Here is a 13728-nt window from a genome sequence, read left to right as displayed (position 1 = left end):
CCTTTTTGTCCGCGTCATTTACATCCATCACGTTTGTGTGCTCCACGAGTAACAACGGTCGCCCTGAGAAAGTTGGTAGCTATTAGGATTTAAAGGAACCTTTTTGTCCAAGGCAGGTTCCTGCGGGCGGCGCGCGTGGGGGGCGTACTGGTCTAAACAGAGATCAGGCGGGGGTCAGCTTGCCCATGGGCGGGGCGCCGGCCGATGGCCTGTACGGGGGTATGGACGCCCCGCTGGCGCGGCACCTGGAGCGGCTTGAGCGGGAGCTTCGCGCCGTGCTGGAGACGGTACAGGCCTGCCGCGAGGTTCTGGGTGCGTCGCAAGAGGCTGACAGGGCCGATCGGGCCGGGTCTGCGGCCTCGAACACGTCGAGTGCGGCCTGCGCGCGGGCCACGTCCTTCGTGGCGTCGGCGCCGCTTCCGTCCTTACCCTTTTCGTCCCCGACTCTCTCCTTCCCGCTGTCGTCCCTGCTGGCCTCGCCGGCGGCTGCGAACGACCGGGGCGCGTGCGCTTCGAGCGCATCCGACTTCCTCTCTTCGGCGAGCGCGGCCTCTGGCAGCGGTGGTGCTGGCGGCGTGCTGCCGCGCATCGACGGGGCGCTGGGCGAGACGGGGTGGTCGCTGCTGCGCGACGGATGGGTGCTGGTGGCGCCGGATGGATTCCGGCTGAGGCTGAACCTGTGCGAGCGGGCGATCCTGAGCGCGATGGTGTGCGCGCCGCAGCATGCGCTGTCGCTGGGTGGGCTGATCGAGCTGCTGACGCAGACGCGGGCGAGCTTCGGGCAGAAGCCGCTGGCCACCAGCAGCATGCGCATGATCCTGATGCGGCTGATGAAGAAGCTCGAGCGCTCGGGCGCGCCGTGTCCGATCCTGTCGGTACATGGCTGGGGCTACCGGCTGAGGGTGGGTGACGAGCCGGCGGGCGGGCGTGGGCAGATGGTGCAGGTGGGCCAGATGGCCACTACTGCTGCTGCTGCTTGCGTGCCCATGGCGCCGGCCCTCACGCCGTCCAGGACGGCCTCCACTGCACTGTTGCAGACCTCGTCCTTCGGCGAGTCGTTGACCCCGTCCACCCCACCTTCCATCCCGCCGTCCTTCGCGGACGCCTTCGCTGTTCCCGCAGCCACTGCTGCTGCCGCTGCCTCACGCACGCCGGTGCAGCCGACCTCCCCGATGCCCGTTTCCGCTGCCCGACACGGCACGTCGTCCGTGCGTGCGGGCGTTGCGCAGCGGACGTCTGGAGCGCTTGGCGGATGACGCGCCGATGCGTGCCCGTGCCTGTGTGCCGCGTGCTGCGGCCGCCCCTGCCTTCGAGCGGCGCCCCTGTGAGGGCGCCCGCGTGTTTGACCCTGTCCTGTAGCAGCCCTGAAGACCTGAAAGAGGTGAAGACCATGAAACGCCGCCTGATGAATCCCTTGATGAACGTGCGCCTGATCGCGCCGGCCTTGCTGAGCGTGGTGCTGGCCGTGCCGGCCTTTGCGCAGTTGGCGCCGTCGGCGTCCGCCTCCGCTCCCGCGAAGGTCGAGCAGAAGGCCGAGCAGAAGCCCATCACGGTGGAGCTGACGCAGAAGAAGGTGGTCAAGGACGAGCGGGGCCGCGAGAAGCTGGAGGAGGTCGACGGGGTGCGCCCTGGGGACGTGCTCGAGTACCGGGCGGTCTACAGGAACGTGGGCAAGCAGGCGATGAAGGGGGTGGCAGCGAACCTGCCTCTGCCCGAGGGCCTGGAGTACGTGGCGCGCTCGGCACAGCCGGCCCGTGGCGCGCAGTTCGCGCTCAAGGCCGACGGGGCCTACGAGGCGGAGCCCCTGACGCACGTGCTGCGCCTGGACGAGACCACGCTGCCGGTGGGCGCGACGGTGGCGATCCAGGGCAACCGCAATGCCGGCACGCCGGGCAGCCGCTTCGTGGACCTCAAGAAGGGCGAATTCCACAAGGCCAACTTCCCGCTGCAGGGCTGCGGCAACGAGGCCACCCAGAAGGACGTGCAGGCGCGCCGCGCGGCCGCCGCCAAGAACCTCGACGCGGAGCTGGCCGGGCAACTGCGCAACCGGCTGGATCCCAAGGGCCAGGTGGTGGTGGCCAGCGACACGCGCGGCATGCCGGCCGCGGGCCAGATCAACGGCAGCGGCGGCGGCGCGGGCGCCTCGCTCACGGCCACCACGGGCCCGCTGATCGCGCTGCCCGGGGCGCCGCAGCGTGCGGCCGGGGCGGGTGCGGCCGGTGGCGGTGTAGGCGGGGGTGGCAACTTCCTGGACGGCACCGGCAGCGTGGGCGGCACCGGCACGCTGGCGGCCGCGCAGCAGGTCAAGTCGCTGCCGGCCACGGGCCAGGTCCCCAGCGCTGGCGTCGGCGTCGGCAGCCAGGCCGCCGGCCAGCCCGGCAGCGTCACCGCGGGCCTGGTGCCCCAGCCGGTGGCACCGAGCAGCATCGAGCTGGAGAAACTCCTGCCCGAGCTGGACAACAAGCCCGGCTTCGTGGAGCTGCGCGACGGCGACACCCTGCCCGGGCAGGCCATCAACGTGCGCGTGAAGGGCCCCGCGGGCGCCGTGCTGCAACTGAGCGTCAACGGCGAGGCCATCGACGGCCGCCGCGTCGGCAAGAAGGCCACCTTGCCCAAGACCGGGACCAGCGCTTGGGAGTACATCGGCGTGGCCTTCAAGCCCGGCATGAACCGCCTGCGCCTGCAGGTGATGGACGAGATGGGCAACGCCCGCGGCGAGCCGGTGGAGATCGGCGTGACGGCCCCCGACAAGCTGGGCCTCGTGCGCATCGTGGTGCCCACCGACGCGCGTGCCGACGCGCGCACCCCCGTGCCCGTGCAGATCGTGCTGACCGACGCGGCCGGCGTGCCCGTCACCGCGCGCACCCAGATCACGCTGGAGAGCGACGCCGGCCGCTGGCAGGAGGAGGACCTCAACGACAAGGAGCCCGGCCTGCAGGCCTTCATCGAAGGCGGGCGCGCGACCTATCACCTGATCCCGCCGGGCACCCCGGGGGACGTGCGCGTGCGCGTCACCGTCAACGCCATCGTGCAGGAGGCGCGCCTGGCCCTGCTGCCGGACCTGCGCCCCATGATCGCCGTGGGCATCGTGGAGGGCACGCTGGACCTGACCAAGCGCGGCAAGCTGGGCATCGACCAGCTGCCCGCAGGCGCCGCCTTCGAGCAGGAGCTGTCCTCATTGGGCAGCAACGGCGATAGCGGCAACAGCCGCGCCGGGGGCCGCGCCGCGTTCTTCCTGAAGGGCGCCATCAAGGGCGAGTACCTGCTCACGGCCTCTCTGGACACGGCCAAGTCCAGCGCCGACCGCATGTTCCGCGACATCCGTCCGGACGAGTTCTACCCCGTCTATGGCGACGCCTCCGAGCGCGGCTACGACGCGCAGAGCTCGCAGAAGCTCTACGTGCGCATCGACAAGAACCGCTCGTACCTGCTGTACGGCGACTTCCAGACCGCCAGCAGCACCGAGGTGCGCAAGCTCAGCCAGACCAGCCGCACGCTCACCGGCATGAAGGGCGTGTACGACGAGGGCGGCATGCGCGTGACCGCCTACGGCTCGCGCACCTCGCAGACCCAGCAGATCGAGGAATTCGCAGGCAAGGGCATCTCCGGCCCGTACTACCTCGCCGGCAACCTGGGCGACATGGTGGAGAACAGCGAAACGGTGGAGATCGTCTCGCGCGACCGCAACCAGGCCAACGTGATCCTGAAGGCGACCACGCTCACGCGCTTCGTGGACTACACGCTGGAGCCGAGCACGCGCCGGCTGATGTTCGTGAGCCCGGTCTCGGCGGTGGATGCGGACCTGAACCCGCAGTCCGTGCGCGTGACGTATGAAGTGGACGCGGGCGGCCCCAAGTACACCGTGGCAGGCGTGGATGCGCAGTTCAAACTGGGCGAGCGCGTGCAGGCCGGCGTGGTGGCCCATGTGGACGACGACCCCAAGAACCCGCGCCGCCTGGCCGCCGTGACGGGCCTGGCCCGCCTGGGCGAGAACACCAGCATGGCCACCGAGGCCGTGCGCACGCACAGCGACGACAAGGGCTCCGGCTCGGCCAGCCGCATCGAGCTGCGCCACCAGACGGAGAACCTGGGCGTCTCCGCGCAGGTCGCGCGCGCCTCCAGCAGCTTCGACAACCCCGCGGCCGGCTTCGGCGCGGGCAACACCGAGGCCAGCGTGCGCGCCGAGTACCGCATCGACTCCACCATGGCCGCGCGCGCCGAGGCGCTGTACAGCAAGAGCGAGGGCACCAGTGCCAGCCTGACCACTGGCAGCGACGGCACGAGCCTGAGCACCGCCACCGCGGCCACGCCGGCCGCGCGCGGGCAGAGCGTGTCGCTGCTCAAGCGCTTCAACGACTACTTCAGCGCCGAGGTGGGCCTGCGCCATGGGGCCACGGCCAACAGCAGCTCGGCCTCGATGTTCAGCTACGACCAGGTCTCCAGCTACAGCGGCGCAGCAGGTTCCTCGGTGACGGCCCTGGGCAGTGCGGCCAACAGCAGCAGCTCCCTGGCGAGCGACCAGAACAGCCTGACCACCGTGCGCGCGCGCCTGACGGCCACGCTGCCCGGCGCCCCGCAGGCGCAGGTCTTTGTGGAGGGCGAGCAGGACACCAAGGACAGCGGCCGCCACATGGCCGCCGTCGGCGGCAACTACGCCATCACCAGCAAGACCCGCATCTACGGCCGCTACGAGCTCAGCTCCAGCCTCTACGAGGACACGGACAGCACCACCAGCAGCACCAGCCGCAACGTGGGCATCCTGGGCGTGGAGAGCGCCTACATGGAGGGCGGGCGCGTGTACAACGAGTACCGCCTGGCCGATGCGGACAGCAGCCGCACCGCGCAGATCGCCAACGGCATCCGCAACACCGTCAAGCTCGGCGAGCACTGGCAGCTGACCGGCGGCATCGAGCGCACCCGCGCCCTGGGCACCGTCTCCAGCACCAGCCTGGCCTCGGGCCTGGGCAGCTCCACCGCCGTGACCAGCGGCGTGGAGTACACCCACGGCGCCTTCCGCGCGAGCGGCATCCTGGAGAAGCGCACCGGCTCGGACGCCGACACGGTGCTCAATAGCCTGGGCGTGGGCTACCGGCTGAACGACGAGTGGACGCTGCTGGCACGCAGCATCTACAACAGCAGCAAGGGCGTGGGCGACCAGCAGGGCAACGAGCGCACCCAGTCGCGCCAGCAGCTGGGCGCGGCCTACCGCCCGAAGGACGACGACCGCTTCAATGCGCTGGCCCGCTACGAGCACCGCAGCGAGACCATCCGCGGGGACACGGCCACGGCCGGCAGCATCAGCGGCAACGCCTTTGGCTCCGATGCGAGCCTGCCGGGCAGCTACCGCTCGGACATCGCCTCGGTGCCAGCAGCAGCGTGTAGCCATCGGGCGGCGCCTTCGAGACGTAGTTGACGGCGATGGTGCCTGCGGCGCCCGTGCGGTTGTCGACCACCACGGGCTGACCCAGCCGCGCCGACAGCTTCTCGCCCAGGAAGCGGGCGAGCACGTCGGAGTCGCCGCCGGCGGGATAGCCGACGACCAGCGTGATGGGCCGGGCGGGATAGCCGGCCGTGCCCTGCGCGAAGGCGGTCAGCGGTGCGATGGCCGCGAGCGGGGCGGCAGCGCAGGCCAGCAGGTGCTGGCAGAGGGAGCGGCGGTTCATGGCGATGTGCGGGTTCATGGGCAAAGGGGATGAGGGCGGAGGCGGACGGGCAGGCGCTCAGAAGGCATGGCGCACGCCCACGTTGAAGGCGCGGCTGCCCAGTCCCTGCTCGGTGGCATTGCCCACGCGGTAGAAACCGGTGGCGGCGCCGGCCGGGGCGTTGTTGTGGATGCGTGCGATGGACACGTACAGGGCGGTGCGCCGCGAGAGGTTGTGCACGTAGCCCATGGCCCACTGGTTGGCATCGTTGTTGGCGAGGGTGCGGTCGTCCTTGCGGATGTACGACGCAAGAAACCGGCCGGGTCCGTAGGGCACGGAGACGCCCAGCAGCACGTCGCGCGAATCGCGGTTGAGCACCCCGAACACCGACGAGCCCTTGTTGATCGCGTAGTTGAAGTGCGCGGTGAGCAGGCCGAAGTCGTACTTGGCCGCCAGCAGGCTCATGCTGCCCGGCCTGCCGTTGGCGTCGTTGACGTTGTGATGGCCCAGCTTGACGTACACCGGCCCCGACACGTAGCCGACCGCGGCGCCCCACTCGCGCGAGAGGCTGGCGTCGTTGGTCTTCTCGCCGAAGCCGTAGGCCAGGTCCACGGTGAAGCCCTGGCGGGTCTCCAGCGCATAGCGCACGGTGTTGTCCATGCGGTTGCTGCCGCCGGCGCCGCCGGGGCTGATCAGATTGGCCGAATCGCCGGCCAGCCCGGTGCCGAAGGGGTCGGACTCGGCCTGGAGGAAGGCCACCGGCGTGTACTGCCGGCCCAGCAGCACGCGGCCCCAGTCGCCCTGCAGGCCGACCCAGGACTCCCGGCCGAAGCCGCGGCCGCCCTGGCCCAGGGTGCCGGTGTCGGCATTCAGGCCCATCTCCAGCCGGTAGACGGCAGAGAGCCCGCCGCCGAGATCCTCGGCGCCCCGGAAGCCGAGCCGGGAACCGGCGGAGACCCCGCTGGTCAGCTTGCTGGCCTCGGCGCCGCCCGGCCCGCCGCTTTCGCGCACGAAGCCGAGGTCGACCAGCCCATAGACTGTGACGCTGCTTTGCGCCAGGGAGGAGGTCGCCGCGCTCGCAAGCGCCAGGGCAACAAGACAGGGGAGGGGACGTGCAGAGGTCATGGGACGGAAGGACAGGGATGCGAAGCGGCAAATGGGACGGATGAACCGATGCGTTTTTCATGTGGCGCTTCGGATTTCATGAAATCTACAAGTTTCATGAAATATTGCCGTTCGTATAATGGCGTATTTACTTCATGGAGGCATCCGTGTTAAACGAACCTGTGCCCGACGCCTCCGGCTCGCGGACGGAGCGCGCCTACGAGCGGCTGCGCCAGGAGATCCTGCGTGGCGAGCTGGCACCCAACGAGCGGCTGCGCGCCGCCGACCTGGACAAGCGCTTCCAGCTCGGCCTGACACCCATCCGCGAGGCGCTGGCCCGCCTGGGCAGCGAGGGGCTGGTGGCGATCGAGGCGCATCGGGGTGCGCGTGTGGTGGAGTCGTCGCCGGCCGAACTCATCGACCTGACCCGCACGCGCCGCGAGATCGAGCGGCTGTGCCTGGCCGATGCCATCGCCCATGGCGATGCGCGGTGGGAGGCCGGCATCGTGGCCGCATTGCATGTGCTGCACCGCACGCCGCTGCCCGACTTCACCCGCAGCGACGCCATGGCCTCGGAGTGGGAAGTGCACCACCGTGCCTTCCATGCCGCGCTGGTGGGAGCGTGCACCTCGCAATGGCTGCTGCGCTTCTGGAACCAGCTGGCGGACCATTCACAGCGCTACCGCAAGATCCGGCTGGAGAGTGCCCACCTGCAGGCGCGGGACGTGAATGCCGAGCACCAGGCCATCGTCGATGCGGTGCTCGCGCGCGACGCGGAGACGGCCATCGCGCTGATGGACCGCCACCTGCAGGAGACCGAGAACGCGGTCAGGCAGGCGGGGTCGTCCGCGCCAGACGCCGCCGGGGCGGCACCGGCGCTCAGCGCCCCGCGCGCACGGGCTGGGGCGAAAGCCGCACGCCCCAGCCCTGTTCCACCAGCGCGGGGCTCAGCGCGCTGAGTGCCTCGAACTCGATCTGGCGTGCGGCGGCGATGCCGTCGTAAGGGGTCGAGCCGATGGCCGGGTGGCACATGAGCACATCGCCGTCCTGGCACTGGGCGATCCACGCGTCCAGCGACCGCGCATAGGCCTGCACGTCGCGGTCGAAGCCATAGACGCCCAGCAGGCGATGGCTCAGGGGAATGCCCCGGCGCCGGGCGAGCCGCCGGGCGCCCGGCCCGCCCAGGCGGTGGATGAGCTGCTGCTTGAAGGCGACGGCGCCCGATGCCGGGCCGGGCCGCGTGCCACGCAGCCAGGGCAGTGCACGGCCGTAGCGCTGGTTCAGCAGCTCGGCCAGCGTCTCGCGCACGCCCGGCAGCTGGTGCACATGCCGGTGGCCGTCCACATGGCTGGGTGGCCGGCCCATCGCGTCCTCGAAGCGGTCCAGCTGTTGCCGCAGGAGCGGGCGCCAGTGGTCGGCGCCGCGGGGCATCAGCATGCTGCGTGCCGCGAGGCCCGCCAGGCTGGCCTCGCGGGCGGTGCCGTCCACGTTGGTCAGGTCCAGGTGCAGGCCCACGTCGACGAGGTCGGCCCTACGGGCGCGCAGCCAGGGCGCGTCGGCCGCCCAGGCCTGCCGCAGCACCATGCAACTCGTCGCCGTGACCACGCCCTGGTCGATCAGCGCCAGGATCGCGCGGTCGATGCCCTGGCTCAGGCCGAAGTCATCGGCGCACACGCACAGGCGGCGCAGGAAGACCGGGTGCGGTGGGCTCATGAGGCGCCGGCCCAGGCGGGCAGTGCCCCGGGCGTGCCGTGGCCCGACAGGCAGTCCGGCCCCTCGCCCGCGCGCCCGTCGTGGCGCCAGACCGCGATCTCGGTGTTGAAGGTGACCAGCTTCATGCCCAGCACCCAGGGCGCGGCGAGCTGCGCGTTGGAGGGGCCGATCACCCAGGTGCGGCCCGGGGCGCAGATCCGCGCCGGTTGGGCGTCGACGCCCTGCAGCCACGTGGCCCGGGTCGCGGGCTCGAAGGCGCCGGCGTCGGCCAGTTCCTTGCGCCAGTTGTCGCTGGCCTGGGCCACGGCGGGCCGCCAGTCGGACGCCACCGTGACGGGGCCGGGAAGCTGCCAGTAGAAGGGCAGTTCGTAGAAGTAGTGGTCGAGCATCACCACGCGATCCCCGGGCCGCACGGACTCGCCCGCGGGCAGCTGCAGCCGGGCGTCGGGCGGGGTGCCGTAGTGCCCGGCCGCCGCCACGCCTCCCACGCACAGCAGGGCGGCGAGCGCGCCGGTGGCGCCCAGCGCCCTGGCGCGCCGCGGCGAGCCGGCCAGGGCGCGCTCCAGGCCCAGCGCGACGAGGGCAGCCAGGGGCGGCAGGGCCGGCAGCACGTAGCCCACCAGCTTGGAGCGCGGCAGCGAGAAGAACACCACCACCACGCCCATCCACACCAGCATCAGCAGCGGCAGGCCCTGGGTGCCGCGCGAGGGCGCCGGCGCGGCCTTGCGCCACCACAGCAGCAGCCATGGCGTCCAGGGCAGGCACAGGCCCAGCACCACCGGTGCATAGAACCAGAACGGATGCTCGTTGTTGAAGCCGCTGGCCGCGAAGCGGCGGAAGTGCTGCGTGATGACGAAGTAGTCGAAGAACTCCGGGTAGCGCAGCTGCATGGCGACGAACCACGGTCCGGCGACGAGTGCCATCAGCAGCCAGCCCGGCCACCACACGGCCATGCGCAGCGCCACGCGGGTGCGGCGTGTGAGCAGGGCCCACAGCACGATCACGCCGCCCGGCAGCACCACGCCGATCAGTCCCTTGGCCAGCAGGCCCAGCCCGGCCGAGGCGAATGCCAGCCCCAGGGCGATGCGCCAGGGGCGCTCCTCGTCCAGGCACAGCAGCGCATCCGCGGCGCAGGCGACGGTGGCGGTGATGCAGCCGGCCACCAGCATGTCGAGGTTGGCGAACTGCGCGCCGACGAAGAAGAAGGGGCTGGTGCACAGCGCCAGCGTGGCCCCGCGCGCCAGGCGCAGGTCGGCATGCCGCCGCAGGAAGGTGTAGAGCGATGCGGCCGCCAGCCAGGCGCCCAGCACCGAAGGCAGGCGCGCGGCCCATTCGTGCACGCCGAAGAGCTGCATGGCCCCGGCACCGAGCCAGTAGAACAGCGGCGGCTTGTGGAAGAAGGGCAGGCCGTTGAGCCGCGGCACCAGCCAATCCCCGGACTCCAGCATGGCGCGCGCCACGCCGGCATAGCGGCCCTCGTCGGGGGCGGTCAGCGGGCGCAGGCCGGCCGTCCAGGCCAGCCACACGCCGACCATCAGCAGGAAGGCGGCATGCCCCTTCCACCACGACGACGTGCCGCGCGCCTGCGCGGCGGCGCTCACGGCGTGCGCTCCGCGAGGCCGTGGCCGTGTTCCTCGCGCACGAGGAACAGCGGCCGGGCCTTGACCTCCTCGAAGATGCGGCCCACGTACTCGCCCACGATGCCCACCGACACCAGCTGGATGCCCATGAAGAACATGAGGCTCACGACGATGGTGGACCAGCCCGGCACATCGCTGCCCGAGATGAAGTGGCTCAACACCAGGAAGACGCCATAGCCCAGCGCCGGCACGGCCAGCAGCAGCCCGATCACGCTGATCAGCCGCAGCGGCCAGGTGGTGAAGGAGGTGATGCCGTCCAGCGCCAGGTTCAGCAGTCGCAGCGCGCCGAAGCGGCTCTGGCCTTCGGCCCGCGGGGCCGGCGTGTAGGGCAGCGCCACGGTCTTGAAGCCCACCCAGGCGTACAGGCCCTTCATGAAGCGGTTGCGCTCGGGCAGCGCCAGCAGGGCATCCACCACCTTGCGGTCCATCAGCCGGAAGTCGCCCGCGTCCTCGGGCAGCGGCGTGCGGCTGGAGATGTTCACCGCCCGGTAGAAGAGCCGCGTGCCCACGCGCTTGAGGGCGCCTTCGTCGGCCCGGTTCTCGCGCACCGCGTAGACCACTTCGGCGCCGCTGCGCCACTGCTCGACCATCTTGCCGATGAGCTGCGGCGAATGCTGCAGGTCGCCATCGAGCAGCACCACGGCATCGCCGCGCGCGGCCTTGAGTCCGGCGCTCAGCGCGGCCTCCTTGCCGAAGTTGCGCGACAGCCGCACCAGCCGGAAGCCCGCCAGCTGGCACCAGGTGCGCGCCACGTCGGAGGTGTCGTCGCTGCTGCCGTCGTCCACCACGATGACTTCCCAGCGCAGGCCGATGCCCTGCAGCAGCTGCTCCAGCAGGGGCAGCAGCAGGCGCAGGTTGGCCGCCTCGTTGAAGCAGGGGATGACGCACGACAGTGCCGCCGCGGCGAGCTGCACGGGGGGCTGGGCGACGACCTCGTCGGTCTCGACGACCTTCAGGCGCGCGGTGGGGGCATGCACGGCGGCATTCATGGCAGCGGTTTCTCTCGATGCGAAGGGGCGATGGCCGGGGGCGTGAGCGGCGGCGCGACCGGTTGGGCGCCCAGGCGTATCCGGAGTTGCCACTGCAGAGCCAGGAAGCCGGTCAGCAGCGCCGCAGCGAGCCCCAGTCCTGCCACAACGTCCAGCGGGAAGTGCACGCCGACATGGATGCGGGCCCAGCCCGTGGCAAGCGCCAGGACCATGGCCGCCAGGCCATACCAGCGCAGCGGCCGGCGCACCAGCAGGCCGAAGGCGACCAGGCCCATCACGGTGGCATGGGTGCTCGGCAGGCCGTCGCTGCCACCATGGGGGAGATGGCTGGGTGTCAGGCCCAGCATGAAGGGGCGGGGATAGCCCAGCGTGCTGGCCAGCGCATGGGCCACCAGGGAGGCGATCGCCGCCATGCACAGCAGCGCGAGCAGGTAGCCACGTTCGTCGCGGTGGCGCAGGCCGGCGCCGAGCATGACGGCCGCGCTGAGCCAGGGACCGAAGCGCGCGAGTGCGCTGGCGATGGACAGCAGCCAGGGCGTGGGCGAACTGCCGGCCGTCATCGCGAGGAAGAGGGCCATGTCGGGGCGGGTCATCGCGCGACCCCGCAGCCGCATGCGCCGACGCGCCGCCCGTCACGGCGCATGCGCGTGAACGCGGGATGAACGGGCGCCGGAGAAGGGTCGGTCAGCATGGCGGCGGATGCTAGGAGTCCGCCGTGAATCCTTCCTGACCGTGCGTTTCAGACGCCGTTCAGGCTGGCCGGCGCGGGCCGGCCGCCGCGCTCACTCTTCCTTCATGCCGGTGGCCTTGACCACCGCGCCCAGGCGGGCCCGCTCCTCGTCGACGAACTTGACGAAGCTGGCGCGCGTGCCGCCGATGGGCTCGATGCCCATGCCCTTGAGGCGTTGCACGGTGGCCGGGTCCTTCATGGCCTTGTCCACGGCCTCGGCCATCTTGTCGAGGATGGCCGGCGGCGTGCCGGCCGGCGCATGCACGCCCGCCCAGTGGGCGATGCGGATGTCCTTGAAGCCCAGTTCCACGGCCGTGGGCAGCTCGGGGTAGGCCGAGATGCGCTGCGTCCAGGTGGTCGCCAGGGCCTTGAGCTTGCCGGCCTTGACGTAGGGCAGCACCACGATGCTGGCCTCCGACGTGGCATCGACCTGGCCACTGAGCACGGCGGTGATCGACTCGGAGCCGCTCTTGTAAGGCACCACGTCGAGCTTGGCACCGTAGTTCTTCTCCAGCAGGCCTTCGACGAAGTGCGGCGTGCTGCCCGTGCCGGCGGTGGCGAAGTGCAGGCCCTGGCCCTGCTTGGACTTGTTCACGAAGTCGGTCAGGTCCTTGTAGGGCGAGTTGGCCGGCGCCACGATCACCGAGGGTGCCAGGCCGATCATGGCCACGGGCACCAGGTCGCTGTCCTTGTAGGGCACCTTGCGGATCATGCTGTTGGAGACCACGCCCGCAGCGCTGATCAGGAAGGTGTAGCCGTCGGGCGCGCTCTTGGCGACCACGTCGGTGCCCAGCACGGCCCCGGCACCGGGCTTGTTGTCCACCACCACCGGCTGGCCCAGCGCCTTGGAGACGCCGTCGGCCGCCGCGCGGCCCATCAGGTCGTTGGCGCCGCCAGCCGAGAAGGGCACGACGAAGTGGATCGGCTTGGTGGGCCATTGCTGCGCCGAGGCGCCGGCGGCCAGCAGGCCGGTGGAAAGGGCGACGAGCAGCGCACGGCGGCGCGAAGGGGCGAGAGTCATGGCGAGGGTCCTGTCTGTCTAGGTGTTGGAATGCTTCAGGAACCGGCCGGAGGCCGGGCCGGGATCATGCCACCCGGCCCACGCCCTGCCATGAGGGGAGACCGCAGCACAAGGCGCCCTGGCCTGTGCCCGCAGGTGCTCAGCTTTCTACCCAGGTCAGCACTTCGTCCAGGCCCGCGCGCGTGGTGCGGAAGCCGTTGGCCGGATGCGTGTCGTCCGCAAAGCCGAAGGAGATTCCGCAGACCACGCGCCGGTCGGCCGCCAGGCCCAGTTGTTCGCGCAGCACGTCCGCGCGCGAAGCCAGCGCCGCCTGAGGCACGGTGGCCACGCCCAGGCTGGTGGCGGCCAGCATGAAGTTGGAGACGAAGGCGCCGCAGTCCACCGCGCCGTACACGCCCAGTGCCTCGTCGCTGGTGACGATGGCCACGTGCGGCGCGCCGAAGAAGCGGAAGTTCTCCAGCGCCTGCCGGGCCGAGGCCTCGCGGTCGCCCTTGGCGACGCCCACGGCGTCGTACAGCGCGAGACCGCATTCGCGCCGGCGCGCCTGGTAGACGCCGTGGTATTCGCGCGGCCAGGGGAAGTCGGGCTGGGGCGGCTGGGCCTGCGCCGCGAGCAGCGCCTCGCGCAGGCGCTCGGTGCCCGCGCCGCGGGTGACCACCACCTGCCACGGCTGGGCGTTACACCACGAGGCGGTGCGCTGCGACAGTTGGACGATGCGCTCGATGGTGGCGCGGGGCACCTCCTGCGGCAGGAAGCCGCGGCAGCTGTAGCGTTGGTCGAGCAGGGCCTGGAGCGCCAGGGCGGGCTCGGCGGGGGCGGGCGCAGGCTCGCCACGAGTGGAGGCTGGGTCGATGGGCATGGAGAGATGTTGCAGTGAAGGGGCAGGGTT

Annotated in this window: 10 protein-coding genes and 1 pseudogene; 3 read left to right on the top strand and 8 right to left on the bottom strand. The window is 71.2% G+C overall.

Annotated elements, in window-relative coordinates; genetic code table 11:
* Positions 1-221: 221 nt before the first annotated feature.
* Both L0984_RS20280 and L0984_RS20275 read left to right on the top strand, forming a co-directional pair.
* Positions 222-1256, top strand: a complete 1035-nt coding sequence (locus tag L0984_RS20280; RefSeq protein ID WP_234195805.1) for a helix-turn-helix domain-containing protein — start codon at positions 222-224, stop codon at positions 1254-1256.
* Positions 1257-1390: 134 nt separating this feature from the next.
* The gene (locus L0984_RS20275; RefSeq protein ID WP_234195803.1) at positions 1391-5413 is read left to right on the top strand and encodes a hypothetical protein; all 4023 of its coding nucleotides are present in this window, start codon (positions 1391-1393) and stop codon (positions 5411-5413) included.
* Here L0984_RS20275 and L0984_RS20270 read toward each other — a convergent pair.
* Positions 5361-5663, bottom strand: a pseudogene (locus L0984_RS20270) (tripartite tricarboxylate transporter substrate-binding protein); the annotation flags it as partial. The gene L0984_RS20275 and the pseudogene L0984_RS20270 sit on opposite strands and share 53 nt — an antisense overlap.
* A gap of 57 nt (positions 5664-5720) precedes the next feature.
* Entirely contained in the window at positions 5721-6767 is a 1047-nt protein-coding gene (locus tag L0984_RS20265; RefSeq protein WP_234195801.1) for a porin, read from the bottom strand.
* Positions 6768-6913: 146 nt separating this feature from the next.
* Between L0984_RS20265 and L0984_RS20260 the strand changes: the two genes are divergently transcribed.
* Positions 6914-7705 carry a GntR family transcriptional regulator gene (locus L0984_RS20260; protein ID WP_234195799.1) on the top strand — a complete coding sequence of 264 codons (792 nt, stop codon included), beginning with the start codon at positions 6914-6916 and terminating at the stop codon, positions 7703-7705.
* Here L0984_RS20260 and L0984_RS20255 read toward each other — a convergent pair.
* The 6 genes from L0984_RS20255 to L0984_RS20230 form a co-directional block, all read right to left on the bottom strand.
* Complete coding sequence (locus tag L0984_RS20255) at positions 7626-8459, bottom strand: ChbG/HpnK family deacetylase (protein WP_234195797.1); 834 nt, start codon at positions 8457-8459, stop codon at positions 7626-7628. The genes L0984_RS20260 and L0984_RS20255 overlap by 80 nt on opposite strands.
* The gene (locus L0984_RS20250; RefSeq protein ID WP_234195796.1) at positions 8456-10060 is read right to left on the bottom strand and encodes an ArnT family glycosyltransferase; all 1605 of its coding nucleotides are present in this window, start codon (positions 10058-10060) and stop codon (positions 8456-8458) included. Before L0984_RS20250 ends, L0984_RS20255 begins: the two co-directional genes overlap by 4 nt.
* Positions 10057-11088, bottom strand: a complete 1032-nt coding sequence (locus tag L0984_RS20245; RefSeq protein WP_234195794.1) for a glycosyltransferase family 2 protein — start codon at positions 11086-11088, stop codon at positions 10057-10059. Before L0984_RS20245 ends, L0984_RS20250 begins: the two co-directional genes overlap by 4 nt.
* Positions 11085-11681 carry a phosphatase PAP2 family protein gene (locus L0984_RS20240; RefSeq protein ID WP_305079917.1) on the bottom strand — a complete coding sequence of 199 codons (597 nt, stop codon included), beginning with the start codon at positions 11679-11681 and terminating at the stop codon, positions 11085-11087. Before L0984_RS20240 ends, L0984_RS20245 begins: the two co-directional genes overlap by 4 nt.
* 189 nt (positions 11682-11870) lie before the next feature.
* Complete coding sequence (locus tag L0984_RS20235) at positions 11871-12839, bottom strand: Bug family tripartite tricarboxylate transporter substrate binding protein (protein WP_234195792.1); 969 nt, start codon at positions 12837-12839, stop codon at positions 11871-11873.
* Positions 12840-12978: 139 nt separating this feature from the next.
* A complete protein-coding gene (locus L0984_RS20230; protein WP_234195790.1) occupies positions 12979-13698 on the bottom strand; it encodes a nitroreductase in 720 nt (239 codons plus the stop codon).
* Between the last annotated feature and the right edge of the window lie 30 nt (positions 13699-13728).

This window comes from Pseudacidovorax sp. NFM-22 (assembly GCF_021401245.1).
GTDB lineage: Bacteria > Pseudomonadota > Gammaproteobacteria > Burkholderiales > Burkholderiaceae_C > Xenophilus.
The sequence above is the reverse complement of the archived record's forward strand: the minus strand, read 5'-3'. Positions and strand labels throughout refer to the sequence as shown.